Annotated in this window: 21 protein-coding genes; 8 read left to right on the top strand and 13 right to left on the bottom strand. The window is 67.4% G+C overall.

The window, feature by feature from the left end; genetic code table 11:
* Positions 1–112: 112 nt before the first annotated feature.
* The 5 genes from serS (at position 113) to C8J43_RS12875 (ending at position 5,079) form a co-directional block, all read left to right on the top strand.
* A complete protein-coding gene (gene serS, locus C8J43_RS12855; protein ID WP_133031220.1) occupies positions 113–1,390 on the top strand; it encodes a serine--tRNA ligase in 1,278 nt (425 codons plus the stop codon).
* Positions 1,390–2,154 carry a 5'/3'-nucleotidase SurE gene (surE, locus tag C8J43_RS12860; RefSeq protein WP_133031221.1) on the top strand — a complete coding sequence of 255 codons (765 nt, stop codon included), beginning with the start codon at positions 1,390–1,392 and terminating at the stop codon, positions 2,152–2,154. The genes serS and surE overlap by 1 nt, the downstream gene beginning before the upstream one ends.
* Positions 2,154–3,308 (top strand): M23 family metallopeptidase, encoded by a 1,155-nt coding sequence (locus tag C8J43_RS12865; RefSeq protein WP_133031222.1) that lies wholly within the window; start codon positions 2,154–2,156, stop codon positions 3,306–3,308. The genes surE and C8J43_RS12865 overlap by 1 nt, the downstream gene beginning before the upstream one ends.
* A 110-nt stretch (positions 3,309–3,418) precedes the next feature.
* Positions 3,419–4,657 (top strand): tyrosine--tRNA ligase, encoded by a 1,239-nt coding sequence (gene tyrS, locus C8J43_RS12870; RefSeq protein WP_133031223.1) that lies wholly within the window; start codon positions 3,419–3,421, stop codon positions 4,655–4,657.
* Positions 4,658–4,761: 104 nt separating this feature from the next.
* Positions 4,762–5,079 (top strand): PilZ domain-containing protein, encoded by a 318-nt coding sequence (locus C8J43_RS12875; RefSeq protein ID WP_133031224.1) that lies wholly within the window; start codon positions 4,762–4,764, stop codon positions 5,077–5,079.
* A gap of 2 nt (positions 5,080–5,081) precedes the next feature.
* On the opposite strand, the gene C8J43_RS12880 is transcribed toward C8J43_RS12875, so the two are convergent.
* Both C8J43_RS12880 and recG read right to left on the bottom strand, forming a co-directional pair.
* A complete protein-coding gene (locus tag C8J43_RS12880; protein WP_133031225.1) occupies positions 5,082–5,522 on the bottom strand; it encodes a DMT family transporter in 441 nt (146 codons plus the stop codon).
* Positions 5,523–5,563: 41 nt separating this feature from the next.
* The gene (recG, locus tag C8J43_RS12885) at positions 5,564–7,615 is read right to left on the bottom strand and encodes an ATP-dependent DNA helicase RecG (protein WP_133031226.1); all 2,052 of its coding nucleotides are present in this window, start codon (positions 7,613–7,615) and stop codon (positions 5,564–5,566) included.
* 72 nt (positions 7,616–7,687) lie between these two features.
* On the opposite strand from recG, the gene C8J43_RS12890 reads away from it, so the two are divergent.
* On the top strand, positions 7,688–7,954 hold the full coding sequence (locus tag C8J43_RS12890) for a succinate dehydrogenase assembly factor 2 (protein WP_056048683.1): 267 nt from the start codon (positions 7,688–7,690) through the stop codon (positions 7,952–7,954).
* Between the two features lie 121 nt (positions 7,955–8,075).
* Positions 8,076–11,546, top strand: coding sequence for a transcription-repair coupling factor (gene mfd, locus C8J43_RS12895; RefSeq protein ID WP_133031227.1), 3,471 nt, complete (start codon positions 8,076–8,078; stop codon positions 11,544–11,546).
* A 101-nt stretch (positions 11,547–11,647) separates the two neighbouring features.
* Here mfd and C8J43_RS12900 read toward each other — a convergent pair whose 3' ends face one another.
* From C8J43_RS12900 to C8J43_RS12915, 4 genes are all read right to left on the bottom strand, one after another.
* The gene (locus tag C8J43_RS12900) at positions 11,648–12,274 is read right to left on the bottom strand and encodes a hypothetical protein (protein ID WP_056048678.1); all 627 of its coding nucleotides are present in this window, start codon (positions 12,272–12,274) and stop codon (positions 11,648–11,650) included.
* Between the two features lie 123 nt (positions 12,275–12,397).
* Positions 12,398–12,814, bottom strand: coding sequence for a secondary thiamine-phosphate synthase enzyme YjbQ (locus C8J43_RS12905; RefSeq protein ID WP_133031228.1), 417 nt, complete (start codon positions 12,812–12,814; stop codon positions 12,398–12,400).
* Between the two features lie 284 nt (positions 12,815–13,098).
* Positions 13,099–15,837: a preprotein translocase subunit SecA gene (secA, locus tag C8J43_RS12910; RefSeq protein WP_133031229.1), complete on the bottom strand. Its 2,739-nt coding sequence runs from the start codon at positions 15,835–15,837 to the stop codon at positions 13,099–13,101.
* A 99-nt stretch (positions 15,838–15,936) separates the two neighbouring features.
* Entirely contained in the window at positions 15,937–16,188 is a 252-nt protein-coding gene (locus C8J43_RS12915) for a hypothetical protein (RefSeq protein ID WP_133031230.1), read from the bottom strand.
* A gap of 146 nt (positions 16,189–16,334) precedes the next feature.
* On the opposite strand from C8J43_RS12915, the gene argJ reads away from it, so the two are divergent.
* Complete coding sequence (gene argJ / locus C8J43_RS12920; protein WP_133031231.1) at positions 16,335–17,555, top strand: bifunctional glutamate N-acetyltransferase/amino-acid acetyltransferase ArgJ; 1,221 nt, start codon at positions 16,335–16,337, stop codon at positions 17,553–17,555.
* A gap of 1 nt (position 17,556) precedes the next feature.
* Here argJ and C8J43_RS12925 read toward each other — a convergent pair whose 3' ends face one another.
* The 7 genes from C8J43_RS12925 to tsaE form a co-directional block, all read right to left on the bottom strand.
* A complete protein-coding gene (locus tag C8J43_RS12925) occupies positions 17,557–17,841 on the bottom strand; it encodes a virulence factor (RefSeq protein WP_133031232.1) in 285 nt (94 codons plus the stop codon).
* 91 nt (positions 17,842–17,932) lie between these two features.
* Positions 17,933–18,256, bottom strand: a complete 324-nt coding sequence (gene trxA / locus C8J43_RS12930) for a thioredoxin TrxA (RefSeq protein WP_055877560.1) — start codon at positions 18,254–18,256, stop codon at positions 17,933–17,935.
* 64 nt (positions 18,257–18,320) lie between these two features.
* A complete protein-coding gene (gene addA, locus C8J43_RS12935) occupies positions 18,321–21,746 on the bottom strand; it encodes a double-strand break repair helicase AddA (RefSeq protein ID WP_133031233.1) in 3,426 nt (1,141 codons plus the stop codon).
* On the bottom strand, positions 21,736–24,696 hold the full coding sequence (addB, locus tag C8J43_RS12940) for a double-strand break repair protein AddB (RefSeq protein WP_133031234.1): 2,961 nt from the start codon (positions 24,694–24,696) through the stop codon (positions 21,736–21,738). The genes addA and addB overlap by 11 nt, the downstream gene beginning before the upstream one ends.
* Positions 24,689–25,444 carry a nucleotidyltransferase family protein gene (locus tag C8J43_RS12945; RefSeq protein ID WP_243645565.1) on the bottom strand — a complete coding sequence of 252 codons (756 nt, stop codon included), beginning with the start codon at positions 25,442–25,444 and terminating at the stop codon, positions 24,689–24,691. The genes addB and C8J43_RS12945 overlap by 8 nt, the downstream gene beginning before the upstream one ends.
* On the bottom strand, positions 25,441–26,421 hold the full coding sequence (locus tag C8J43_RS12950) for a phosphotransferase (protein ID WP_207893403.1): 981 nt from the start codon (positions 26,419–26,421) through the stop codon (positions 25,441–25,443). The genes C8J43_RS12945 and C8J43_RS12950 overlap by 4 nt, the downstream gene beginning before the upstream one ends.
* Complete coding sequence (tsaE, locus tag C8J43_RS12955) at positions 26,418–26,867, bottom strand: tRNA (adenosine(37)-N6)-threonylcarbamoyltransferase complex ATPase subunit type 1 TsaE (protein ID WP_133031237.1); 450 nt, start codon at positions 26,865–26,867, stop codon at positions 26,418–26,420. The genes C8J43_RS12950 and tsaE overlap by 4 nt, the downstream gene beginning before the upstream one ends.
* Between the last annotated feature and the right edge of the window lie 36 nt (positions 26,868–26,903).

Raw genomic sequence — 26,903 nt, forward strand, 5'->3', positions numbered from 1 at the left:
AAGAACGCGCCGCGAACGCGAGAGGTTGCGAACCCTTGGTCCTCTCCCGCCAAGGGGGAGGTTTCAGAGGGCCTGCCTTGCGTACGCTCGCGGCCCTCGGCATAGCCCAGCCATGCACGACATACGCCTGATCCGCGACGATCCCGCCGCCTTCGACGCCGCCCTCGCCAAGCGGGGTGTCGCACCGCAGTCCGCATCGCTGGTGACGCTCGACGAGCAGCGCCGCGCGACGATCGCGGACTCGCAGAGCGCGCAGACCCGCCGCAACGAACTGTCGAAGGCGATCGGCCAGGCCAAGGCACAGAAGGACGAGGCCAAGGCGCAGGCTCTGATGGCTGAAGTCGCGAGCCTGAAGGAGGCGCTGCCCGCGCTGGAAGCCGATGAGGCGCGACTTGGTAGCGAACTCCAGGCCATGCTTGCCGCGATCCCGAATCTTCCCGCGACCGACGTGCCCGAGGGCGGCGGCGAGGACGACAATGCGCTGGTTCACACGCGTGGCACGCCAACGACGTTCGCCTTCGCGGCGCGCGAGCATGACGCGATCGGTCCTGCGATCGGCCTCGACTTCGAGACCGGTGCGGCGATGTCCGGGGCGCGCTTCACGCTCGTCCGCGGGCCTGCCGCCAAGCTGCAAAGGGCGCTTGGCCAGTTCATGCTCGATCATGTCGCGAACGCGGGCTTCGAACAGGTGTCGCCGCCGCTTCTCGTCCGCGACGACGCCGTATTCGGTACCGGCCAGCTGCCGAAGTTCTCGGAGGACCTGTTCCGGACCACCGACGGCCGCTGGCTGATCCCGACCGCGGAGGTGAGCCTCACCAACATCGTCCGCGAACAGATCCTCAGCGAAGCCGAACTGCCGTTGCGCTTCACCGCGCTGACGCCGTGCTTCCGCTCCGAGGCGGGCGCTGCGGGTCGCGATACGCGCGGCTACATCCGCCAGCATCAGTTCGACAAGGTCGAGATGGTCTCGATCGTCACCCCCGACATGTCCGAGGCCGAGCACGAGCGGATGACGGCGTGCGCGGAAGGCGTACTCGACGCGTTGCAGCTACCGTTCAGGCGGATGCTCCTATGCACCGGCGATATGGGTTTCACCGCGGCACGCACCCACGATCTCGAAGTCTGGCTGCCGGGCCAGGCGCGCTATCGCGAGATCAGCAGCGTCTCGACCTGCACCGACTTCCAGGCGCGCCGCATGAACGCGCGCTATCGGCCCGAGGGCGAGAAGGGCACACGGTTCGTGCACACGCTTAACGGCTCCGCGCTCGCGGTCGGGCGGACGCTCGTCGCGGTGCTGGAGAACTACCAGCAGGAGGACGGCGCGGTCGCAGTGCCGACGGTGCTCCAGCCGTATCTCGGCGGGCTGACGCTGTTGGAGCCAAAGCGCTGATGCGGATCCTGCTGACCAACGACGATGGCTATCACGCGCCTGGGCTTAAGGTGCTGGAGGCGATCGCCCGGACCTTGTCCGACGATATCTGGGTGGTCGCACCCGCCGAGGAACAGTCGGGGGCTGGACATTCGTTGACGTTGTCGCGGCCGATCCGCGTGCGGAAACATGGAGAGAAGCGGTATGCCGTCGCGGGCACGCCGACCGACGCGGTGATGATGGCGCTCGCCAAGATCATGAAGGATTGCCCGCCCGACCTGATCCTGTCCGGCGTCAACCGGGGCGCGAACCTTGCCGAGGACGTGACCTATTCGGGCACCGTCTCCGCGGCGATGGAGGGCGCGCTGGGCGGCATCCGGTCGATCGCGCTCAGCCAGCTCTATAGCCGCGAGGGCATGGGCGACAGCGTGCCGTTCGAGGCGGCGGCGGCATGGGGCGAACGCGTGTTGCGGCCATTGCTCGACGCACCGATGGCGCCAGGGACGCTGGTCAACGTCAACTTTCCCGCCGGCCCCGCCGATGCGGTAAAGGGCGTACGCGTAGTCAGCCAGGGCCTGCGGGACTACGGGCGGCTGGAGATCGTCACCAACACCGATCCGCGCGGCTACGAATATCACTGGTTCGCGCTGGGTCGGACCGTCGAGACGCCGGCGCACGCGACCGATCTCGAAGCGACCGCGGACGGATTCGTCTCGGTGACGCCGATGCATCTCGACCTGACCCACACCGACTCGCTGGACGTGCTCACCCAGGCCTATCGGTGATGGTGCGCGCGCGGTCCCTGCTGGCGGCGGCCTCGCTGCCGTTGCTCGGGCTGGCCGCGTGCATTCCGCAGGTCGAACGCCCCGCCGGCTACGGCCAGCCGGCCCCTGACCGTCGCCCGCAGCGCCCGTACCGCGATCCACCCGTCCAGCGTTACGATCCGCCGCCTCGTCGGGATCAAGCCGTAGCGCAGGACGGGTCCGATGACCGATCCGACCGCGATACCGGCGCGGTGACGACCCTGCCCGCGCCGCGCCCGGCCTGGGAGGCGCGTCCGGTCCGGGCCGATGCCAAGACGATCCCTGAAACGACCTATGTCGTGCAGCCCGGCGATACGCTGAGCAAGGTCGCCGATCGGAGCGGTGCGGGGCTCGAGGCGATCGCGCGCGCGAACGATCTCGATTCGCCCTACACGATCGAGACCGGCGAGCGGCTGACGATCCCCGGCGGGCGCTATCACCAAGTCCGGCGCGGCGAGACCGGCATCGCGATCGCGCGTGCCTATGGCGTAGAATGGTCGCGGATCGTCTCGGCCAACGCGCTGGTCGAGCCATACGTGTTGCGCGCCGACCAACGGGTCCTGATCCCCGACGCCCCCGGCGGCGGCAGGCCCAGCGCCGCGGAACGCGCGTCGGCGTTCAAGCTCGACATCGACGACATCCTGACCGGCGGCGAGCCGGCGCTCGCCAATAACCAGGCACCGGCAAAACCAATTGCGACGCCGCGCCGCGTACTGCCGTCGAACGCGGTCGTCACCGCACCGGCACGGCTGGCGAGCGGCGGGTTCCTGTGGCCGGTCGATGGCCGGGTGGTGAAGCGCTTCGGCCCGGGCGCGAGCGGCGAGCGCAACGACGGCATCAAGATTGCGGTGCCGATGGCAACGCCGATCCACGCCGCGGCTGACGGCGTGGTCGCCTATGTCGGAGACGGCATCGCCGCGCTCGGCGGTCTGGTGATCGTCAAGCACGGCGGCGGCTGGACGAGCGTCTACGGCCACGCGTCGAAGCTGCTGGTCCAACGCGGCCAGAGCGTGAAGCGCGGCCAGACCATCGCGCTATCGGGAGATACCGGGTTTGCGGATCGGCCCGAACTGCACTTCGAACTCCGCAAGGGCCGCACGCCAGTCGACCCCACGTCGCAGTTGCCACGAACGTAAGATTGTTCTCCCGCGAAGGCGGGAGCCCAGGCTGGGTCCCCGCCTTCGCGGGGAAACAAGTTTCGTGCGCGCCGTTTTCCTGACCGAGCTTTTGTCCTAAGCGCCCTGCCATGACCTACCAGTCCGACCTGCTCACCACGCTGACCTCGCGCGGCTATGTCCACCAGATGACCGACGCGGCCGCGCTCGATGCGCTCGCCGGCAAACAGGTGGTGCCCGGCTATATCGGCTTCGATCCGACCGCGCCGTCGCTCCACGTCGGCAGCTTGGTGCAGATCATGCTGCTCCGCCGGCTCCAGCAGACCGGGCACAAGCCGATCGTCCTGATGGGCGGCGGCACCGGCAAGATCGGCGACCCGAGCTTCAAGGACGAAGCGCGCAAACTGCTCGGCGAGGACGGGATCAAGGCCAACGTCGCCTCGATCCGCCGCATCTTCGAACGCTTCCTGACCTTCGCGCCCGAGGGTGAAGTGGGGGGGCCCACCGACGCGGTGATGCTCGACAATGCCGAGTGGCTCGATGCGCTCGAATACATCCCGTTCCTGCGCGATGTCGGCCAGCATTTCTCGGTCAACCGGATGCTCGCCTTCGACTCGGTCAAGCTCCGCCTCGACCGCGAACAGTCGCTGAGCTTCCTCGAATTCAACTACATGATCCTTCAGGCGTACGACTTCCTCGAACTGTCGCGCCGCGCCGACTGCCGGTTGCAGATGGGCGGCTCGGACCAATGGGGCAACATCGTCAATGGCATCGAACTCGCACGTCGCATGGACTCGACCGAGGTCTACGGCGTCACCACCCCGCTGATCACCACGGCGGATGGCGGCAAGATGGGCAAGACGATGTCGGGCGCGGTCTGGTTGCACGAGGACCAGCTGCCGCACTTCGATTACTGGCAGTTCTGGCGCAACACCGACGATCGCGACGTCGGCCGCTTCCTGAAGCTGTTCACCGACCTCCCGCTCGACGAGATCGCGCGTCTCGAGGCGCTCGAAGGCGCGGAGATCAATGCCGCTAAGATCATCCTCGCCAACGAAGCGACCGCGATGTGCCGTGGTCGCGATGCTGCCGAACAGGCCGCCGAGACTGCGCGGAAGACCTTTGAGGAAGGCGCGTCGGGCGACTCGCTCCCGACCTTTGCGGTCAGCGGCGGCACGATCGGTATCGTCGAGGCACTCGTTGGTCTGGGCTTCGTAGCCTCCAACGGCGAAGCACGGCGCAAGATCGCCGAGGGCGCGGTGCGGGTCGACGGTGACGCCGTGAAGGAGCCGACCGCCTCGATCGACGTCGCGGCGCCGGTGCGCCTGAGCCTTGGGAAGAAGCGACACGGGATGCTAAACCCTTCGTAACCAGCGCCTTTATGTTACGGAAAACACGGTATTAAGCATCCCCGTTTGCACCGGCTTCACCGCAAATGGGTTAAGTCGGTGATCTTCGAAACGGGGGACGTCCGATGCCAAACTATGCCACGGCTGTTCGAGACCATCGCGGCGAACCGCGCGACGAGGTAATGCACCGCACGCATGCGATCGACGGCGACGGCCGCAAAATGAAGCTGGTACTGGTCAACATGTCCGCGAACGGCCTGATGGCGCGGTGCGAGGGGTCGCCCGAGGCTGGCGACCGCCTGCGTATCGCCCTGCCGATCCTGGGCGGAGTCGATGCGATCGTGCGCTGGTCGCTAGGTGGGCGGATCGGCTGCGAACTCGAACGGACGATCCCGCTCTCCGATTATTACGGCATGCTCACGGTGATGGTCCGCAACAGCTGACGTCAGCCGGCGCGGACGAGCAGCACGCCGCCGATCACCAGCACGACGCCCCCAACCCGCATGAGGCTGATCGGCTGCGCGCTGAGCCCAAGCAGACCGAACCGGTCGAGCACCAGCGCGGTCACCAACTGGCTCCCGACCGCGATCGTCAATGCGGATGCGAGCCCAAGCCGCGGTGACGCATAGGCCAGCGCCGCGACGAAGCACGCACCGTAAAGCCCGCCGAGCCACGCCCATACAGGTGCACCCTTCAAAGCCGACGGCATCGTCCGATCGGCCGCCGCCCAGATCGCGAACAGGATCGCGGTGCCCATCGCGAATGACACGAGCGACGCCAGCCAGACCGAGCCTGACGCCTTTGCCAGCGCGGCGTTGGTCGGCGGCTGGACCGCCAGCCCGACGCCGGCGAGCAGGACAATGAGGATCGGGAAAAGTGCTGGCATGCGTCCCCCGTGTCGTCCTGCGCGGACGAAAGCAACAGCTCTTACCCCGATCGCAGCAGCGCGACGCCCGCATCGCGATCGAACAGATAGAGCGCCGTCCGCGCCGCCTGCCCCCTCGGTCCCTCCAACCCACCGTCGCGATCGATCAGCAGCCGCGCGTCGTCGTGCGCGCATTGCAGCAGGTCGGCCATCATGTCGGGGGTCGCGAGCCGGAACGCCATCTCGCCGGATTGCTTCGTGCCGAGCAATTCGCCCGCGCCGCGGAGCCGTAGATCCTCTTCGGCGATGCGGAAGCCGTCGTTGGTCTCGCGCATGAGGGCGAGGCGCGCGCGGGATGTTTCGCTGAGCGACGACCCACGCATCAGCAGGCAGATCGATCGACCGGTGCCGCGCCCTACCCGCCCGCGGAGCTGATGGAGTTGCGCGAGACCGAAGCGGTCGGCGTGCTCGATCACGATCAGCGTCGCGTTGGGCACGTCGACGCCGACCTCGATCACGGTCGTCGCGACGAGGACCGACGTGCGCGCGGCGGAGAACTCGGCCATCACCGCGTCCTTCTCCGCGGGCTTCATGCGGCCGTGGACGAGCGCGACCTTCTCGCCGAACCGCGCGCGCAACACCTCCGCGCGCATTTCGGCGGCGGCGAGGTCGCTCTTCTCGCTTTCCTCGACCAGCGGGCACACCCAATAGGCCTGCCCGCCATCCGCCAGATGCCGGCCGAGCGCGTTGACCACGTCGTCGAGCCGGTCTTCGGAGATCACGCGCGTCTCGATCGGCTGGCGACCCGGCGGCATCTCGTCGAGACGGCTGACGTCCATTTCGCCGTACTGCGCGAGCGTCAGCGTGCGCGGGATCGGCGTCGCGGTCATCGCGAGCAAATGCGGCGGCGCGACGCCCTTGGCCTGCAACGTCATCCGCTGCGCGACGCCGAAGCGGTGCTGTTCGTCGACCACCACGAGGCCGAGGTCCTTGTAGCCGACCGCATCCTGGAAGATCGCGTGCGTGCCGACGAGGATGTCGATCTCGCCGTTCCCCAGCGCCATCAGCGTCGCCTCGCGAACGCGGCCCTTGTCGCGACCGGTGAGCACGCCGACCTCGATCGGCAGACCGGCGAGCGTTTTCCGGAGCGTCTCGTAATGCTGGCGCGCGAGGATTTCGGTCGGCGCGAGCATCGCGGCCTGTGCGCCCGCCTCGACCGCGATCAGCATCGCCATCGCCGCGACCAGCGTCTTGCCCGAGCCGACATCGCCTTGCAGCAGCCGCAGCATTGGCGCGGTCTGCGCGAGGTCGCCCTCGATCTCGCCGACCGTCCGCGATTGCGCGCCGGTCAGCGTGTAGGGGAGCTTGAGCATATCGCGCAGCCGGCCGTCGCCCTGCAACGCACGGCCTCGGCGCTTGCGGGTATCGGCGCGGACGATCGTCATCGCCAACTGGTTTGCGAACACCTCGTCATACGCCAGCCGCTCGCGCGCCTTGGCGTCCGACGGGTCGGCGTGGATGCGCGCCAGCGACTCGCGCCAGCCCGGCCATTCGCGTTTCGCTTTCAGCCCAGGTTCGATCCACTCGGGCAGGTCCGGCGCGCGCGCGACCGCCTGCGTGGTCAGCGCCGCCAGCCGCCGCGACGTGAGGCCTTCCGATAGCGGATAGATCGGCTCGCGCTCGCGCAGTTCCTCGTCCGGCTCGACGATGTCCGGATGGACGATCTGCAATTCCTGGCCGTATTCGTCGAGCCGGCCAGATATCCGCTTGGCCTCGCCGATCGGGAGAAGTTTCTTCGCCCAGCCCGAACTGCCGCCGAAGAACACGAGGCTGACGTAGTTGCCGAGCTCGTCGGTCGCCTGCACCCGCGTAGGCCCCCGCCCCGCACTGATCCTGTAGTCGCGCGGGGTGAGCGTGATCGTGATGATCCGCCCGGCATCGCTCGACATGAGCTCTGTGCGTGGCAGGCGATCGACGTAGCCGGTCGGCAGATGGAAGGCGACGTCGACGACGCGCGCGAGCCCGAGCCGGTCGAGCGGCTTGGCGAGCGCGGGCCCCACTCCTTTCAGGACGAGGGTTTCGGCGAACAGCGGATTGAGGATTTCGGGTCGCATGACTATCTGGCCTCTATAGCCTAGCCGACGCCCGCCGCCAGCGGTCGCCGGCCTATCCCCGTTGGAGATACGATGGACCACGAGACCCGCCTCAAGCGCCTGGGCTTTCGGAGCTCGCACCGCGGCACGCGCGAAGCCGACATGATGATCGGCGGCTTCTTCGCGACCTATGGAAGAACGTGGACGCCGGAAGAGCTCGACTGGTTCGAGGCGTTGCTGGAGGAGCAGGACGTCGACATAATGGGCTGGGCGATCGGCTCGATCGTGTGCCCGCCGGAGTGGGATGGCCCTATGATGCAGGCGATGCGCGACATCAATTACGTGACGGTCGTGAAGTAACGCGTCTGCGCCCCTCCCTGGAAGGGAGGGGTTGGGGGTGGGTCGGCCGCTTGGCGGTCGTGACACCTGCCCCAGACCAACCCACCCCCAGCCCCTCCCTTCCAGGGAGGGGGGAGTTCGAATGCCAGACCTCAAGACGATCCTCTCCGCGACTAGCCCGCTGATCCTCTCCGGCGTACCGTCCGGCTTCCAGCCGTCGCTGCTCGCAGACCTCGCGCGCGCCGCGAAGACGCGCGCAGTGTTCATCGCGCCGGACGATGCGGCGATGCGCGCGGTGGCCTCGACCGCAGCATATTTTGCGCCCGATCTCGAGGTGCTGAGCTTCCCGGCCTGGGACTGCCTCCCCTACGACCGCGCCTCACCCACGCTCCGCATCATGGCCGAGCGTGTCGCCGCGCTCCAACGACTCCAGGGCAAGCCCAAGGGCCCACAGCTCCTGCTGACCACCGCCAACGCCGCGACGCAGCGTGTCCTCACCCCGTTCCGCATCCGCCAGCTCGTCGCACGTCTAGCCCCCGGCGAACGGATCGGTCGTGACAAGCTCGCAATGCTGCTCCAGGCGAACGGCTATGTCCGCACCGACACCGTCCACGACCAGGGCGAATATGCGGTCCGCGGCGGGATCGTCGATCTCTACCCGTCGGGCGAAGACCACGCACTCCGCCTCGATTTCTTCGGCGACGAGATCGAGAGCGTCCGCACGTTCGACGCAGCGGACCAGCGCACCACCGGCCGGATCGACGGCTTCGTCCTGCTGCCGGCGTCCGAGGCGCTGCTCGACGAGGACTCGATCAAGCGCTTCCGCACCCGCTACCGCGACGCGTTCGGCGCGACCGCGACGGGCGATCCGATGTACCAGGCAATCTCCGAAGGCCGGCGGATCGCAGGCATGGAGCATTGGCTGCCGCTGTTCGAGGAGAAGATGGCGACGCTGTTCGACCATCTCGGCGCCGACGACGTGGTGGTGCGCGACAACGGCGTCGCCGCGGCGGTCGAGAGCCGACTCGAATCGATCGCCGACTATTACGAGAACCGCAAGCGCGCCGAGGCGGCTCAGCCCGGCAGCTACCGGCCGATGCCCGCCAAGGCGCTGTATCTCGACGCGCAGGAATCGACCGGCGGGGTCGAGGCGTTCGCGGCGCACATCACCTCGCCGTTCCACGAACCGTCGAGCGACACCGTCCTCGACTTCGACGTCGATGGCCCGCGCGATTTCGGCCCCGAGCGCGCCGCGCAGGCGAACATCTACGAAGCCGTCGCTGATCACGTCGAGAAGCTCCGGAAACAGGGGCGGAAACCGATCCTCGCCAGCTACTCGATCGGTGCGCGCGAACGCCTGGGGAGCCTGCTCGCCGACCACGGCATGAAGGGAGGTAAGCACGCCGAGACCTGGCAGGAGGCGCTCGGGATCGCGGATACCGCGCGCAGCTTCGGCGTCGCGCTGATCGTCCTGCCACTCGATCACGGCTTCACCGCGCCGGGGATCGCGGTCCTCACCGAGCAGGACATGCTCGGTGACCGCCTCGTCCACCGCAAGAAGCGCAAGAAGTCCGCCGACGCATTCCTCGCCGAACTCGCGACTCTGACGCCGGGCGACCTCGTCGTCCACACCGAGCACGGCATCGGGCGGTATGAGGGCCTGACCTCGATCCCGGTTGGCCAGAGCCCGCATGATTGTGTCGCGCTGAGCTATGCCGGCGGCGACAAGCTGTACGTGCCGGTCGAGAATATCGACGTTCTTTCGCGCTACGGCTCGTCGGAGGAAGGCGCGACGCTCGACCGTCTCGGCGGCGAAGGCTGGCAGCGCCGGAAATCGAAGATGAAGGAGCGGATCCGCGAGATCGCCGGCGAACTCATCGCGACCGCCGCCGAACGCGCGCTGCATCCGGGCGACGTACTCGAACCCGATGCGAGCGGCTATCCGAGCTTCGTCGACCGCTTCCCGTACGAGGAAACCGAGGACCAGGACCGCGCGATCGAGGACGTGCTCGGCGATCTCGCCGCGGGCAAACCGATGGACCGGTTGGTGGTCGGCGACGTCGGCTTCGGCAAGACCGAGGTCGCGTTGCGCGCTGCGTTCGTCGCGGCGATGGGCGGCAAGCAGGTCGCGATCGTCTGCCCGACGACGCTGCTCGCACGCCAGCATTACAACAACTTCGTTGCCCGCTTCGAAGGCTTCCCGATGAACATGGGTCGCCTCTCGCGACTCGTCACCGCGAGCGAGGCCAAGGCGACCAAGGAGGGGCTGGCGAACGGCACGATCGACGTCGTCATCGGCACGCATGCGCTGCTCGCGAAGAACATCGACTTCAAGCGCCTCGGGCTGGTCGTGGTCGACGAGGAGCAGCGCTTCGGCGTGACGCACAAGGAGCGGCTGAAGGCGCTCAGGGCGGACGTCCACATGCTGACGCTGACCGCGACCCCGATCCCGCGCACGCTGCAGATGGCGATGTCGGGCATTCGCGAGCTGTCGGTGATCCAGACCCCGCCGGTCGATCGCCTCGCCGTGCGGACGTACATCATGCCGTTCGACCCGGTCGTGCTGCGCGAGGCGCTGCTGCGCGAGCATTACCGCGGCGGGCAGAGCTTCGTCGTCACGCCAAGAGTCGCGGACCTGCCCGAGATCGAGGATTTCCTGCGCGAACAGGTGCCCGAAATCCGCTTCGTCGTCGCGCACGGCCAGATGTCGCCGACCGAGGTCGAGGAACGCATGTCGGCGTTCTACGACAAGAAGTTCGAAGTGCTCGTCTCGACCACGATCATCGAGAGCGGGATCGACATCGCGTCCGCCAACACGATGATCGTCCACCGCGCCGACCGCTTCGGCCTTGCCCAGCTCTATCAGCTGCGCGGGCGCGTTGGCCGGTCGAAAACGCGCGCCTATGCGTATCTGGTGACACCGCCCGAACGACAGATGACGGTGACGGCCGAGAAGCGCCTGAAGGTGCTGTCCGATCTCGATTCGCTGGGCGCCGGCTTCCAGCTTGCCAGCCACGATCTGGATATCCGCGGCGCCGGCAATATGCTCGGCGATGAGCAGACCGGGCATATCAAGGAGGTCGGCTTCGAACTCTACCAGGCGATGCTGGAGGAGGCTATCATGGACGCCAAAGCCGGCGGCATGACCTCGTCGCGTCCGCGCGATTTCAGCCCCCAGATCACAGTCGATGCGCCGATCCTCATCCCCGAGGATTACGTGCCCGATCTCGACCTGCGGATGGGGCTTTATCGCCGCCTCAACGATCTCGACGAGGGCCAGGAGATCGAGGCGTTCGCCGCCGAGATGATCGATCGCTTCGGGCCTCTGCCGGATGCGACCGAGAATTTGATCAAGGTCATCGAGATCAAGCTGAACGCGAAGCGCGCGTGCGTGTCGAAGATCGACGTCGGGCCGAAGGGCGTGCTGGTCTCGTTCCACGACGACAAGCCGCCGAACATCGACAAGCTGCTGGCCTATGTCGAGCGGTTGAACGGCGTCGCGCGGTTGCGGCCGGACAGCAAGCTGGTGCTGCAACGTGCGTGGGGCGATCCGAAGGCGCGGCTGCATGGGGCGCTGCAACTGTCGAAGGGGCTGGCGAAGGCCGCCGGGTAACGTCTTAGCCCTCTCCCCTCCGGGGAGAGGGAGCAGCGTAATAAAAAGGCCGGACTACCCTGAGGTAGCCCGGCCTTTTTACCGTTTCGAAAAGCCTAAGCTTACTTGGGCAGCACGACACTCGGTCCAATGCTGTCCACAACCTTCCGCGCATCGAACGCGCGGATGTTGTCGCGCGGGATCGGGCCCTTGCGCATCACGATCTCCGCGGTCGCCTCATAGCGATCGATCGTGCGGACATCGAAGTCATTGCCCCATGGGCCACCACCAAAACCGCCATAGCCGCCGCCGAAACCACCACCGAAGCCGCCATAGGGGCTCCAGTTACGCCAGCCGAAGCCGCGGCCGTAATAGCGCCACGACGGACCCCAGTAACCGCCGAAGCCGCCATACCCGAACCCTCCGCCAAGACCCGGCGTCGTATAGGTACGCGACTGAAGGTTGGTGTCACGGTCGGCCATCAGGTAGTAATCATAGCCGTTCTGCAACGTCAGCTCGGCGGCACGGAAGAAGAGGTACCGCTCGACGGTATCGCGCGACGTGACGCTGTTACCGGCGAAGCTGACGAGGAAGCGACCGGGCTCGACCTGGCGGTCGCTATAGCCGGTGCGGTTGAACCCCTGCCCCGTCGCGGGGCGATAAGCGGTCTCGGTCGCGCATCCGGCCAGCAGCAGCGCGCCCGTTGCGAGCGCTGCGAATGCGACCTTGCGACCCGGTGTCTTGAACATGGTGTCGTCTCCGTTCGCGGCGAATGCGGCGAAACGCCGCTTATTAGCCGTCAATGGTGGAACGGTTGATGAACGGGATCGCTCCAATGCGCCACCATACTGACTCATTTTTCATGATCCGCGTTACTCGCCAATGACATGCAGCGCGAGCGTGCGACGATGCGGGCGACGGCGGTGTTCGAACAAGTAGATGCCCTGCCATGTGCCGACCGCGAGTCGGCCGTCGATCAGCGGGATCGAGAGTTGGACCTGGGTGAGCGCGGTGCGGAGGTGCGCCGGCATATCGTCCGGGCCTTCGTCGTCGTGGAGATACTCACGCGATTCGGGAGCTATGCGGGCGAAATAGGCTTCTAGATCGGTGCGGACTTCCGACGCCGCGTTTTCCTGGATGAGGAGCGAGGCGGAGGTGTGGCGGCAGAATACCGTCAGCAGGCCTTCGGAGAGACGTTGGTCCCGGGTCCAGCGGTCGATCTTGTCGGTGACGTCGACGAGGCCTTGGCGGGTGGTGTCGATGGTTAGGATCGTGGTGGCTTGGCGCATGGGGTCCTAACGATCGGTCGGAAGGGTTGCTCCGTGTCCCTTTCCCCGGGGGTTGCCGTTCCCCCGGGAAGGCGGGGGTCCAGGAGTCCCATAGGCCATCACCGGTAGCCTGTTCTCCCGCCTTCGCGGGAGAACGAAGGCGGCCGTATCATCCCGCCCCACCCCGGCGGAGGCCGGGGCCCAATTGGGGGACGTTGCTAACTGCGGATGCGCTCCGTTACTCCGACCTCACCAATTGGGCCCCGGCCTCCGCCGGGGTGGTAGACCGATCCAGTGATGATCTTTCAGACAGCCCCGTGGCACTGCTTGTACTTGCGCCCCGACCCACAAGGGCACGGCGCATTGCGGCTGACCACGCCCTCCCAGTTCGCAGGATCCTCGCCGATATCGGCCTCCTGCGGCTGCGGGATCTGCAACGGCGGCATCATCGACGTGATGTGGCCACGCGTCCCCGCATCGAAGTCGTTCGAGTTGTCCTCCCCCGTGAACGGATCGAAATGCGTCGTGATGAAGTCCGGCAGCTCGGGCAGCCCGACCGGCGCCTGCATCTGGAACTGCGCATGCGCGATCGTCTTGGTCACGTCCTCGCGGATCGTCTCGAGCATCCGCTGGAACAGCGAAAACGCCTCCTGCTTATACTCGTTGATCGGCGTCTTCTGCGCATACGCGCGCAGATGGACGACCTGACGCAGCGCATCGAGCGTCGCCAGATGCTCCTTCCAGTGATGGTCGAGGTTCTGCAACAGGATCGACTTCTCGACCGACGTCCAGGTCTCTGCATCGAGATCCGCCGACTTCTGCGCGATCGCCTCGTCCGCCATCGCGCGGACACGCTCCTCGATCACCTCGGGGTCGACCGACTCCTCCAGCAACCACGCGTCGATCTGCGGCTCGAGGTTCATCACCTCGGCAAGCCGCGTCTTCATGCCGGCAACATCCCACTGCTCGGGATACGAGTTGGGCGGGCACGCATCGCCGACGATCACGTTGACCGTCTCCGCGCGCATGTCGGTCACCACATCGCCGACCGTATCGGCATCCATGATGTCTGCGCGCTGCTCGTAGATGACCTTGCGCTGCTCGTTCATCACGTCGTCATACTCGACGACCTGCTTGCGGATGTCGTAGTTGCGCGCCTCGACCTTCTTCTGCGCGGTCTCGATCGCCTTGCTCAGCCACTTGCTGCCGATCGCCTCGCCGTCCTCGATATTGTTGCGCATCATCTTGGCGAACAGCGTGTCCGGCCCGAAGATCCGCAGCAGATCGTCGTCGAGGCTGAGATAGAAGCGCGACAGACCCGGATCGCCCTGACGACCCGAGCGCCCGCGCAGCTGGTTGTCGATACGCCGGCTCTCGTGCCGCTCGGTGCCGAGCACGAACAGGCCGCCCGCGGCGAGCACCGCCTGTTTCTCCGCCTCGATCTCGATCGTGATCCGCGCCGCCGCCTCGTCATATTCGGGCGTGCCCTCGACGAGCTCGGGATGCTCGTCGAGCATGCGGAACTCCAGGTTGCCGCCGAGTTTGATGTCGGTGCCGCGGCCCGCCATGTTGGTCGCGATCGTCACTGCGGACTTACGTCCGGCCTGCGCGACGATGTGCGCCTCCATCTCGTGGAAGCGCGCATTAAGCACCTTGTGATCGACGTTCTCGCCAACCAGGAACTCGCTCAGCATCTCGGACTTCTCGATCGACACCGTGCCGACCAACACCGGCTGGCCGAGGTCGGCGTGATGCTTGATCTTCTTGGCGATCGCCGCGAACTTGTCCTTGGTATCCTTGTAGAACTCGTCTTCCTCGTCGACGCGCTTGACCTCAACGTTGGTCGGGATGCTGACGACGTTGATCTTGTAGATGTCGTAGAACTCGGCCGCCTCGGTCGCCGCGGTGCCGGTCATGCCGCCGATCTTGGGGTACATGCGGAAGTAATTCTGGAACGTGATCGAGGCCATCGTCTGGTTCTCGGGCTCGATCTGGACGCCCTCCTTCGCCTCGACCGCCTGATGCAGGCCGTCCGACCAGCGCCGGCCGTCCATCATGCGACCCGTGAACTCGTCGATGATGATGACCTTGCCGTCCTTGACGATGTAGTCGATGTCCGACTTGAACATCACGATCGCACGCAGTGCCTGGTTGAGGTGATGCACGACCTGCGTGTTCTCGAAGTCGTACAGGTTCTGCCCCTCGAGCAACCCGGCCGCCTCCAGCATCCGCTCGACCTTCTCGGTGCCGTCCTCGGTGAGGATGATCGTCTTCTGCTTCTCGTCCTTGTCGTAATCGATCGGATCGAGCTGCTTCACGACCGCGTCGACCTGCATGTACAGCTCGGACTTGTCGTCGGTCGGGCCGGAGATGATCAGCGGCGTCCGCGCTTCGTCGATCAGCACCGAATCGACCTCGTCGACCACCGCGAAGTTGAACGCCCGCTGCGTCATCGCGCTGCGCTCGTACTTCATGTTGTCGCGGAGATAGTCGAAGCCGAACTCGTTATTGGTCCCGTAGGTGATGTCCGCGGCGTACGCGGCGCGGCGCTCCTCGTCCGACAGGTTCGGGATGATGACGCCAATCGTCATGCCGAGGAAGGTGTAGACCTGCCCCATCCACTCCGCGTCGCGCGCGGCGAGGTAGTCGTTGACGGTGACGACGTGGACGCCGTCTCCCGGCAGCGCATTGAGATAGGTCGCGAGCGTGGCGACGAGCGTCTTGCCCTCGCCGGTGCGCATCTCGGCGATCTCGCCGCGGTGAAGGACGATGCCGCCGACCATCTGCACGTCGTAATGGCGCTGGCCGAGCACGCGGTGCGCCGCTTCACGGACGGTCGCGAACGCCTCGGGGAGCAGGTCGTCGAGCTTCTCGCCCTCTACGAGCCGCGCACGAAACTTGACGGTCTGCGCGGAAAGCTCCTCGTCCGACATCGCCTGGAGCGAGGGCTCGAACGAGGCGATCTTGGCGAGGATCGGGTTGAGCGACTTGACGTAGCGGTCGTTGGACGAACCGAACAAGGATTTGGCGAGGCCACCGAACATGGGCTGATTTCCTGAATTTGAGACGCGGCGGCACACGGTGGGCGCACGCGGAAGCGGATCGCTTGGATCCAAAGGTTACGATAAGGTCACACCTAGACGCTATTCGCGGCGGCGCTCTGCCCATAGCGGTAGCGAGACCACGGCAATCGTGCGGAGCGTGGTAGCGACCGCGACCTGGGGCAGCGCTGGAACGCCAGCTACGGGCCTTATCAAGACCTTGGCCGGCGTTGCTGCTATCGACTGCGAGCAGACGTTGCCTTGCACCACGGCTTGGGCGGACTGCCCACGCATACCCGGCGCCGCGCCGGTCAGCGCAGAGAGCAGGGCAGAGAGGAGTAGCAGCAGGTTCATGCGGGACCGGCTGTATTCGAGCCTGCGCGATAAATCTACCGTTCGTCTCAACAGAGCACCCGGCGGACGCGGCGGAGGAGAGTCCGCCTGGGCGATCTTCGCGAACGTCGTCTTGTCGCCCGCCCGGCAGCGACTATTAAGGCGTCATGCAGACCTCGCCCCTCGCCGTGCCCTTCCCCGCCGCCCCTTCGATCGACGGAGTCGCGCTGCATGTCGCGCGGGCGCAGTACAAGACCTGGGATCGGTGCGACCTGACGTTCGTGACGCTCGATCCGGGGACGGTGGTAGCGGGCGTGCTCACGACGAGCAAATGCCCGTCGCCCGAGGTGGAGTGGTGTCGTGCGGCGCTGACGCTTGGTCAGGCGCGGGCGCTGGTCGTGAACGCGGGCAATTCGAACGCGTTCACCGGTTCGCGTGGGCGGGCGGCGGTCGAGGCGATCGCGGCGCGGACGGCGGCGCATCTGGGGTGCCAGCCTTCGGACGTGTTCGTGTCCTCGACGGGCGTAATCGGCGTCCCGTTGCCGATCGACAAGGCCGAGGCAGGGCTCGACGCCGCGTTCGCCGCCGCGCCGTGCGGGTGGGAGGATGCCGCGGCGACGATCATGACGACCGACACCTTCACCAAGGGCGCTGTGACGACCGCGGTGATCGGGGATCGCACCGTGAGCCTCGTCGGGATCATCAAGGGTTCGGGGATGATCGCGCCGGACATGGCGACGATGCTCGGCTTCATCTTCACCGACGCCGCGGTCGAGCCGGAATTCCTGCAGGCCGCGCTGTCCAAGGCAAACGCACCGAGCTTCTCGTGCATCACCGTCGACAGCGACACCTCGACCAGCGACACGGTGCTGGCGTTCGCGACGGGCAAGGCTGGTAACGTCGCGCTGGCGGACGATGACAGCGTGGGGGCGGACGCCTTCCGCGCGGCGCTGGCGGACCTGTGCCATCAACTCGCCATGCTCGTGGTTCGGGACGGCGAGGGCGCGCAGAAGCTGATCGAGATCCAGGTGACCGGCGCGGACAGCGACCGTAGCGCACACCGCATCGCGATGAGCATCGCCAACTCGCCGCTGGTGAAGACCGCCATCGCCGGCGAGGACGCCAATTGGGGCCGCGTGGTCATGGCGGTCGGCAAGGCGGGCGAACCAGCCGATCGCGACACGCTCTCGATCCGGTTCGGGAATACGCAGGTTGCCGAGGGTGGCTTGGCGCTGAGCGGCTACGACGAGGCGCCGGTCGCTGCGCATCTCAAGGGCCACGAGATCGAAATCGGCGTCGATCTGGCGCTGGGCGAAGGCCGCGCCACGGTTTGGACCTGCGATCTCACGCACGGTTACATCTCGATCAACGCCGACTATCGCAGCTAAATCACCGCAACGCGGGCGACAGATCGTTATTCTCTTCGATCCGCAACATCCGGATATCGCTCACCGCAGGGCTGAACCACGAATAGGTGCGGTTCAGTTCCTGCACGGCGAGCACGCAGTCGACCGCTGAGATGTTCTCGTTCCCGAAAAAGGTCGAGCCCTGTTGTCGCTCGAAACCGCACTTATTTAGAATATCTCCGACATCGCGGTACGCGTTTCGCCATGACGGATTGGGATACATCTGCTCCAGCATCGAAACGTCCAGATCGAACACGATCGCGTACATGCTGCCCCCTCGCTTTGAGGGGGACGCGCTCGCCCGATTGTGCCCCATCATCGTCATGCCGATGATCTAGCGCAATCAGGCGGGTATTGCATCAGGCCAGCTCGCCTTCGAGCCAAGCCTTCAGCCGGCCTTTCGGCTCAGCGCCGACCTTGGTTGCCGCCGGCGCGCCGCCCTTGAACAGGATCATCGTCGGGATGCCGCGGACGCCGTACTTGCCCGGCGCGTCGGGGTTCTCGTCGATGTTGAGCTTGGCGATCGTCACCTTCTCGCCGAGTTCTTCCGAAATCTCCTCGAGCGACGGCCCGATCATCTTGCACGGGCCGCACCATTCCGCCCAGAAGTCGACGAGCACGGGGCCGTCGGCGTTCAGTACGTCCGCATCGAAGCTGGCATCGGTGATCTGCTTGGTCGCCATCGTGAATTCTCCTTGGTTGAGACGTATCTAAGGTCGCTCGCGTGTGCGCTCAACCACCGGGGCGCTAGCTTTGCTCCGTGGGCCGATAGTGCGGCTTGTTCGCGGCCAGCGTTTCGTCGTTCAGCACGATCAACCGCGGTCCCGCCGTGTACAGCAAGGCCGCCTCGACCGACCGACCCGGAAAGATCACGGCCAAGGCTTCGGCATAGGCCGCCATCTGCTTCAGATGATATTCCGGGACGTCGTCGAGGCCGCGCGGTGCGCGCCGACCGGTCTTGAAGTCGACGACGCGGATGCGGTCGGGCTCAATCAACAGGCGATCGACCGTTCCCGACACGACCATGCCGTTCGCGAGGGTCGCGGCGATCGGTGCTTCGGCCAACGTATCCGCGCTGAAAAGCTCGGCAAAGCGCGGATCGTCGAGCACGGCGACCACGCTCCGCACGATTTCGGACCGTGCTGCGACATCGTCGACGCCGCCTGCTTTTGCCAGCCAGCGATCGGCTGCCGTCGTGCGGTCGGTGGCAGCAACCGCCGGCAGACGCTCGAACAGCGCATGGATCAGCCGCCCCCGCTCCGCCGCGACGCGCATCGCCGGCGTCGGCGGTGGATCGGACACCGCGTCGTCACCTAGCGCAGACGGCGACAGCGGACGAGGCGGACGCGCTTCTTGCGGTGCGGGTTCGTGCGCCCAAGCCGGCAGCTGCGCGTTAGCCGCAATCTCGACCGAAGCCGAAGCCTTGGCGATCACCGCAGGCTGAGGCTCGACCCCGGCGAACGTCCGCGCGCCCTCACCCATCGGGACCTCAAGCGCCGTCAGCGCCCGATCGGCCGCAGCGTACCAGCTGTTCTCCGGCGGCACGCCCTTCGCACGCGGCCCGAGCGCACCGGCGATCACCAGCCGCTCTTCCGCGCGCGTGGCGGCGACGTAGAACAGCCGCCAATGCTCCTCCAGTTCGCGCTGCTCGGCCGCCGACACGACAGCATCCAGCGGTCCGCCACGCTCGCTCGACCGCGGCCGGAACACAGGGATCGGCGCTGCCCCCGGCTCGGGCGCCCATTTCAGGATCGAGCGCGGTGCCGCCGACGGGTCCGCCGTCGCATCCGCGAGGATCACCAGAGGCGCCTGCAACCCCTTCGCGCCATGTGCGGTCATCACCCGCACCGCGTCGAGCGGCGCAGACGGATCGCGGACGATCTCGACGTCGCCGCGGTCGAACCAGTCGAGGAAACGCTGCAACGACGGCGTCGTCGTACTCTCGAACGTCAGCGCGGCGTTGAGCAGTTCCTCGATCGGATCGCGTGCCTCTGTCCCCAGCCGCCGGATCAGTTTGCGCCGGCCATCGAGCGGGCCCGACAGCAACTCCTCCAGGAACTGGTACGGCGTGGCGATGTCGGCTCGCGCAAGCATCGCCAGCAACGGGGCGAGCCGCGTGGTGGGTTGCGTGCGTTGCAGGTGGCGCCACAGCGGCCCGGCCTCGCGCGGGGCGGCGGCCATCAATTCGTCCTGCGTCCAGCCGATCAGCGGCGACACGAGCAGCGCCGCGACGGACAGGTCGTCCTCGGGCTGCAACACGAAGCGGATCGTCGCGAGCAGATCCTGCACTGCGAGCGGCGCGTTCAGCCGCAGGCGATCGACGCCCGCCACCGGCACGCCCTCGGGATAGAGCCGCGCGACGATCAGCGAGGCGAGATCGCCGCGTCGCTTCACCAGGATCATGACGTCCTCGGGCCGCAACCGCCGCCCCTTGCTCTCCAGCATGAGCCCCGTGTCGGGCGCGAGCCAGCCCTTGACCGCGCGCGCGATGTCGCTGGCGAGTTTGCGCACCGCGTCGTCGACCCAGCCTTCTTCGTCGTCCTCGCTACCGCCAGCCGAGACCGGCGGCCACAAGGTCACGGTGCCGGGGCCGGCGACCTCGCTGGCATGCTGTTCGACTTCGCCCGCAATGCCGAGCCCCGGCTCACCGATCGCATCGATCGCCGCGTCGACGAACTCCAGCAGGGTGCGGGTCGATCGGAACGAGTGGCGTAGCGACAGCCGCGCCAGGGGGAGTCCACGCTCCTCCTCTGGCCAGTCGTCGTCGCCTTCCGCCTCGCTCGCACGACCGCCGAAATATTGCTCGGCTGCCTGGAAATTGAGCGGATCGGTGCCCTGGAACCCGAAGATCGCCTGTTTGTAGTCGCCGACCGTGAACAGCGTCCGCGTCGACGGCGCATAGATGCCGCGGCCGACGAAGAACTCGTCGGCTAGCGCGCGGACGATCCGCCACTGATGCCCGTTGGTATCCTGCGCCTCGTCGATCAGCAGATGTTCGGTCGCCTGGTCGAGCTTGTAGCGCACCCATTCGCCGATCCCCGGCTGGTCGAGCAGCGCCACCGTCGTCGCGATCAGGTCGTCGAAATCGACTGCCCCCGCGCGCCGCTTGGCCAACGCATAGCCGCGCGCATAATCGCGCCCGACCTCCAGCCCGTCGGCGAGCAGGTCGCAATAGGTCGCGCGCTGGACCATCGACAGCACGTCGGTGCACGCCTCACCCAGATCGCGCGCGAGCACTTCGTAATCGGGCTCGGCATCGATCAGTTTCTTCGAGGCTTTGCGCTGCGTGCCCGTGCCGGTCAGCACGACGCTGGCGAGTTCGTCCAGCGTCGCCGCGCGATCCTCGGAGTCGAGCCACCGCTGCACGGTCGCCGCCGCGGCTTGCCCGGTGGCCGTCCCCCACGCGCGGTTCGCCGCGGCAATGCGCGCGATCGCGTCGAGGTCGAGCGCGTCACACCATTCGGCGATCGCCTCGTCGATATCGCCGGAGGGCAGGCCGAGTTCGCGTCGAAGCCATGGCTGGATCCCGACCGGGAGTGCTTCAAGCGCCGGCAGCGCACGGGCGCAGGCGAGCAGGAACGCCTCCGCCCCGCCCTCGCCCATTCGCAGCGACAGGCGGCCGACGATCTCCACCGGACGTTCGCGGCCTTCGCGCTCGGCATCCGACAGCATCGACGCCAGTGCCTCGCGTGCGAGCCCCGCCTCTTCGCGCGCCTCCAGCGGCCGGAAGCCCGGCGTCAGCCCGGCCTCGACCGGGAATGCTGCCAGCAATCCCTGGCAGAAGCCGTGGATCGTCTGGATGCGGAGCCCCCCGCCCGGCGCATCGAGCACCTTGGCGAACAACGTGCGTGCACGGTCCTGCAGAGTCTGGACCGGGCTCTCGCCGAGCGCGATCAGGTCCGCCGCCAGCGCCGGCGCGGGCATGCGTACCCATGCCGCGAGCCTGCCGTTGATCCGCTGCGCCATCTCGGCCGCGCCCGCCTTGGTGAAGGTCAGGCACAGGATCGCGCCGGGATCGACGCCGCGCAGGAGGAGGCGGAACACGCGTGCCGCCAACACCTGTGTCTTGCCGGTGCCGGCCGACGCGGACAGCCAGACGTGCGACGACGGGTTGCTGGCATCGGCCTGCGCGCCCCTCAGCCGGGGGAGCGTGGCGAGTGCGTCACCGCTCACGGCCATACCATTCGTCGCGTCGCATCAGCTGGTCATACTCGGCATAGGGGGCGTATTCGGGGACGAGTTTCGCGGTGAACGCGGCGCTGCCGGTCAGCCATTCGCCGACGACTTCGGTGAAGTTGTGCGCGGCGATTGACGTGAATTCGGCGGTCGGGATCTTGTCGCGCTTGCCCTCGGGATCGACCGGGCTCTCGATATAGCCAAACGCGTCGCGCTTCTTGCCGAGCGACCAATATTCGAACGCGCCTGCGGTGCCGCGGACGTCTTCGAAACCGCCACGCTCGGCGATCAGCCCGAGCAGGCCGAGTTGCAGGCTGTAGCCCGCACGGACGGCGGTAGGCGAAGGGGGCTTGCCGGTCTTGTAGTCGATCACCGCGAGGCGCCCGTCGGGGAGCTTGTCGATGCGGTCGTACCGCCCCGATAGCGTCACGCCGGCGATCTCGATCTTGCCCTTGCCCTCGGCGCTGGCGACCGTGCGGCCGTCTTCGCCTTGCGCGACTATGGCGCCGGCGATCCAGTCGATCGCCTCCAGCAACCGCGGTTGCCAGAGGGCACGCATCATCGGATGCGTCCGCTCGTCGCCGAGCATCGCCTTCGCGCGCTGGCGCAGCGTGTCGACGGTGCAGTTGTCCTGCTTCCACCATTGTTCGAGAATGTCGTGCACGGCGGTTCCGCGCCATGCTGCGCTGGGGTCGGCATCGACCGGATCGAGCGGCATCAGCCCGAGCACGCGGCGTGCGTAGAAGGCGTAGGGGTCGGCCTTGAGGCGATCGACCTCGGTGACGGAAATAGCTTTCGGACGCAGCAGCGCGGGCGGCGACGGGGCGGGACGGTCTGCGGGCAAATGCTCGCCCGGATCGTCTAGCGCTCGCGTCCAGCCTTCCAGCGCCGAAGCCCGCTCGAACCGATCGCCCGCGAGTGCCTGCAACCGCAACCAGAGACGCGAGGCCAAAGCCGGCGACTTCGCGTCCCGCCGCGCTCGCGTGACGACCGCGCGAGGTGCGCCTAACGCCTGCGCAAAATCATGCGCCGCCGTGCCGACACGCCGCTCCAGCCCCGGCAGCCCTAGCTCCATGCGGATGCGTGGCGCCAGCCAGGGATCGGGCGCAGGCCGCCCCGGCCATACGCCTTCGTTCAGCCCGCCGAGCACCATGACGTCGGCGGTCTGCAGCCGCGCTTCGATCAGGCCGTAGATCGCGAGCCGTGGGTGGCCGCCCGGCGCCGGCCGCACCGCCACTTCGTCGAGCAACGTGCGCAACAGCTGAGGCAGCTCGCGCGGATCGATCCGCGGCGGTCCGGCAGGTGCTTCGGCTTCCAGATCGGCGAGGAACTCCGCTGACGCACGCCCGGCTAGCCCCGACCAGAGATTGTCGCCGCACAAGGTCTGCGCCGTCTCGCGCAGGCACGCGAGCACCGACGCCAAGGGCTGCGGCCCCTGATCGAACGCGTTCGCCAGCGGCGTTAGGAGCGGCTGGACATCGGTCCACCAATTTGCCGCCGTGCCTTTGCGCTCCTCCAGATGTCCGGCGATTCCGTCGAGCCCCGCCGCCGGCCTTGGCCCGCGCAACCGCCGGTCGAGCGCGCGTGCGCCGTCGAGCCATAGCAAACGATCGTCGCCCGCCCGCACCAGCGGGTGCTTCAGCAACGCCAGCAATGCGAGCGGCGAGAAGCGCTGCGCCGCCGCTTCGGCCAACGCGAGCAGCAACGTACCCGGTGGCAGGATCGACAAGGGTCGCCCCGCGCTGTCGTCGATGCCGATGTCCCAGCGCCCGAGATGCGCCGCTACCCTCCGCGCCAGAGCGCGATCCGGCGTGACGAGAGCGGCGGTCCTTTCGGGCACTTCCAACGCCTCGCGGAGGACGAGAGCGATCGCCTGCGCTTCCTCTGCCGGGGTCGCGAGTTCGGCGGCGGTCACGCCCTTCAACCGGCGATCCTCCGCTGCGATCTGCGTCCATTTGCCGGTAAAATCCGCGGGCGCCAGCGCGTTGGCGATCGCCCGGCCGCGCGCGGGGTCGGCGTCATGCCCGCCACCTTCGCGCCATGTCTGCACCTCGCCACGGGCGACGCCCATGCGCAGAAGCATCAGCTTGGCATCGAACTGCGGATGCGTCTCGATCGACCGTCGCGTGAGCCCGGTCACCGGGTTCGGATCATGCGGGCCTAGCACGTCCCATTCCTCGTCCGGCAACGCAAGATCGAGGCCGGCGAACACGACCATTCCCTGCGGCATGTCGGCGATGCACCGGAGTAGCCGCGCGACGGCAGGCGCGGAGTCGGTCACGCCCGCCGCGCAGACGATCCCGGCGGGTGGCGCGTTCCGCCAGCGCTGGGCGAGCCGGTCGAGCAACGCCGAGCGGCGGGTCGCTGCGTCGATCCGCTCCAGCCGCGCGAGTTCGCCCGGCCAGCGTTGCAGGACGATCTCGAACGTTGCCAGCGCGCGCCGCCAATGCTCGGTCAGCTCGGGCCCAAGCTCGATATCGCGCAACCGGGTCGGTGGCACTTCCTCGACCAGCAACTGATCGAGCGTCCGCGCAAGTTCCCCCGCGAGCCGCACGGCCTCCGCTGCATCGACCGGATGGCCTTCACGCGCGCGCTCTTCGGACACCAGTCGCGCGAGGATCATGCGCCGCTGATAGGGCGGGACCGCGGGCAGCGGCGGATCGATGTCGTCCGCCGGATCGAGCGCGGCGCCAACCGCCTCGCCCATCTCCGGATCGCCCAGCGCCACCAGTCGCGGCAAGACAAGCCCGCCGCCACTCGCACGCACGAACGCCTCGGTGACCGCCTTCACCGCGCGGTTGTTCGGCAACACGACCAGCGCGCGGGCGAGCGCCAGCGGATCGCGCCCGGCCCGCCGGGTCAGGCCGGCGACCAGCGCATCCGCAAACGCCCGGTGCGCGGGGATCGTGTAGAGCGTCGGGCGATCCGCCGCGGCGACGTCAGCCATCCGCGAGGATCGCCTCGGTCTTCGGGATCGCGGCGGGCGTGCCGACGTCGAACCACAGTCCCTGGTGGACCTGACCATAGGCGCGCTCGGCGGCGATCGCGCGGTCCCAGAAGATGTTGGTCGAGAACGGTCCCTCCGGCCAGTCGGCGATCAACCGCGGGTGGAGGATCTGGATGCCGGTATAGGCGAACGGCGCGACCCGGCCCGGCTTGCGGCGGCCGACGATCCGCCCGTCGCTGCCGAGATAGAAGTCACCCATCCCGCCGTGATTGTTGGCGCGCGCGAGCGGCACCATCAGCAGCAGCGCGTCCATCTTGGCGTCATCCCAGCGCGACGCGAGCAACCTGATCGCGTCGACCGGCCCGTCGATCCACAGGTTGTCGCTGTTGACCACCAGCACCGGCGCGTTGCCGAGCAGATGCCGCGCCTGGACGAGCCCGCCGCCCGTCTCCATCAGCATCTTCCGCTCGTCGGAAATCACCACGTCGATCCCGTCGAACCGGTCGGTGACGTGCGCCTCCAGCGTATCCGCGAGGTAATGCACGTTGACGACCGCGCGCTTGATCCCGGCGGCCTGTAACCGCTCGAACACGTGGTCGATCAACGGCTTGCCCGCGACCTTGACCAGCGGCTTGGGTCGCGTCGCGGTCAGCGGCCGCATGCGCTTGCCCAGGCCCGCCGCCATCACCATCGCCGTCTCGGGCACGATCCCGCGCGGGACAGGCCGGATCGTCTGCTGGCGGCTCACGCGCTCAAGGCCAGCGGATCGCCGCGCAGCGCGGGCGGCACATTCGCGGCGAACCATGCCGCGACCGGCGCCATGACCGGCTGCGCCAGATCGCGCTCCAGATACGTCCACACGCGGGGACACATCGTCGCATAATGCGGCTTGCCGTCGCGCTTCCAAAGCCGCGTGAAGATGCCGAGGATCTTCGCATTCCGCTGCGCGCCGAGCACGTGATACGCGTTCATGAAGTCTTCTCCCGCGTCTGCCGCCGCGCGATATCGCGCCAGCATCGCCGCCTCGACCGCCGGATCGACCGTCCGCCGCGCATCCTGCAACAGCGACACGAGGTCATACGCTGGATGCCCCGCCAAGGCGTCCTGGAAATCGAGCAGGCCGAGCGATCGCTCCGGCCCGACGAGCATCAGGTTTTCGGCATGATAATCGCGCAGTACCGTGACCGGCGTCTCGGCGATGGCGTGGTCGAACACCGACTCCCAAGCCGCGTCCCACCCAGCAATATCTGCCTCGATTCCGACCGCCGGGCAGTACCATTCGACGAACAGCCCCGCCTCGCGCTTCAGCACCGCGCGATCATAGGGGGGGACCGGCCCAGCCGGCTCGGCACGCAACCGCACCAGCAGGTCGATCGCCGGCGCATACAGCGACAGTTCTTCGTCCGGTGAAGCGTCGACCGCTTCGCGCAGCCGATCGTCGCCGAAATCCTCGATCAGAACGAGCCCTTGGTCGAGATCGCATGCCAGGATCGCCGGCGCCGCGAAGTCGCGTTCGACGAGCCATTCGGCTATGGCGATGAACGGGCGCGGGTCCTCGTGCGGCGGCGGCGCGTCCATCAGGATAGCCTGACGCCCCCCCTTTTCGGCACCGTCGATCGCGCGGAAATAGCGTCGGAACGACGCGTCGCCGGCGACCGGGAGTATTTGCGCGCCTCCCCAGCCATGAGCGTCGAGAAAAGCGGCGGCGCCGGGCGGCGGGGTCATGTCGGCCATCGCGACCTCCAAGCTTCCGGGACTCCGACTGTCAAGCCGTGCGTGCCGTCCGGCTCGATCGTCAGGGTCAAGCGAAGAGCATCCGGCCAGTGATCGGGCCCCGCGCGCTCCGGCCATTCTACGAGCAGCAGCGAATCGTAGCGCGCATCGTCGAGCGCGAGTTCCTCGATCTCGGCGGGGTCGTCGATGCGGTAGAGGTCGACGTGGAGTACGGGGAAGCGCACTTCGGGCGGCTCGTAGGGCTGGACGATGGCGAAGCTAGGCGACGGCGCCTCGCTGGCGAGGCCGAGCGCGGCGAGGAGACCGCGGGCGACACTGGTCTTGCCCGCGCCCAGTGTGCCTACAAGCGTGATGACGTCGCCGGGTCGGACCAGGTCGGCAAGCATGGCCCCGAACGCTTCGGTAGCTTGCGGGTCGGGTAGTCGGATCACGCGCATGAGCCCTCTCCCCCTCGGGGAGAGGGTTGGGTGAGG

It is taken from the genome of Sphingomonas sp. PP-CE-1G-424, from assembly GCF_004341085.1.
Taxonomy (GTDB): domain Bacteria; phylum Pseudomonadota; class Alphaproteobacteria; order Sphingomonadales; family Sphingomonadaceae; genus Sphingomonas.

Bases quoted from the DNA above. Each gene is read 5' to 3' on its own strand.
- serS (WP_133031220.1), top strand. From the start codon at position 113: ATGCACGACATACGCCTGATCCGCGACGATCCCGCCGCCTTCGACGCC.
- surE (WP_133031221.1), top strand. From the start codon at position 1,390: ATGCGGATCCTGCTGACCAACGACGATGGCTATCACGCGCCTGGGCTT.
- C8J43_RS12865 (WP_133031222.1), top strand. From the start codon at position 2,154: ATGGTGCGCGCGCGGTCCCTGCTGGCGGCGGCCTCGCTGCCGTTGCTC.
- tyrS (WP_133031223.1), top strand. From the start codon at position 3,419: ATGACCTACCAGTCCGACCTGCTCACCACGCTGACCTCGCGCGGCTAT.
- C8J43_RS12875 (WP_133031224.1), top strand. From the start codon at position 4,762: ATGCCAAACTATGCCACGGCTGTTCGAGACCATCGCGGCGAACCGCGC.
- C8J43_RS12880 (WP_133031225.1), bottom strand. From the start codon at position 5,522: ATGCCAGCACTTTTCCCGATCCTCATTGTCCTGCTCGCCGGCGTCGGG.
- recG (WP_133031226.1), bottom strand. From the start codon at position 7,615: ATGCGACCCGAAATCCTCAATCCGCTGTTCGCCGAAACCCTCGTCCTG.
- C8J43_RS12890 (WP_056048683.1), top strand. From the start codon at position 7,688: ATGGACCACGAGACCCGCCTCAAGCGCCTGGGCTTTCGGAGCTCGCAC.
- mfd (WP_133031227.1), top strand. From the start codon at position 8,076: ATGCCAGACCTCAAGACGATCCTCTCCGCGACTAGCCCGCTGATCCTC.
- C8J43_RS12900 (WP_056048678.1), bottom strand. From the start codon at position 12,274: ATGTTCAAGACACCGGGTCGCAAGGTCGCATTCGCAGCGCTCGCAACG.
- C8J43_RS12905 (WP_133031228.1), bottom strand. From the start codon at position 12,814: ATGCGCCAAGCCACCACGATCCTAACCATCGACACCACCCGCCAAGGC.
- secA (WP_133031229.1), bottom strand. From the start codon at position 15,837: ATGTTCGGTGGCCTCGCCAAATCCTTGTTCGGTTCGTCCAACGACCGC.
- C8J43_RS12915 (WP_133031230.1), bottom strand. From the start codon at position 16,188: ATGAACCTGCTGCTACTCCTCTCTGCCCTGCTCTCTGCGCTGACCGGC.
- argJ (WP_133031231.1), top strand. From the start codon at position 16,335: ATGCAGACCTCGCCCCTCGCCGTGCCCTTCCCCGCCGCCCCTTCGATC.
- C8J43_RS12925 (WP_133031232.1), bottom strand. From the start codon at position 17,841: ATGTACGCGATCGTGTTCGATCTGGACGTTTCGATGCTGGAGCAGATG.
- trxA (WP_055877560.1), bottom strand. From the start codon at position 18,256: ATGGCGACCAAGCAGATCACCGATGCCAGCTTCGATGCGGACGTACTG.
- addB (WP_133031234.1), bottom strand. From the start codon at position 24,696: ATGGCTGACGTCGCCGCGGCGGATCGCCCGACGCTCTACACGATCCCC.
- C8J43_RS12950 (WP_207893403.1), bottom strand. From the start codon at position 26,421: ATGACCCCGCCGCCCGGCGCCGCCGCTTTTCTCGACGCTCATGGCTGG.
- tsaE (WP_133031237.1), bottom strand. From the start codon at position 26,867: ATGCGCGTGATCCGACTACCCGACCCGCAAGCTACCGAAGCGTTCGGG.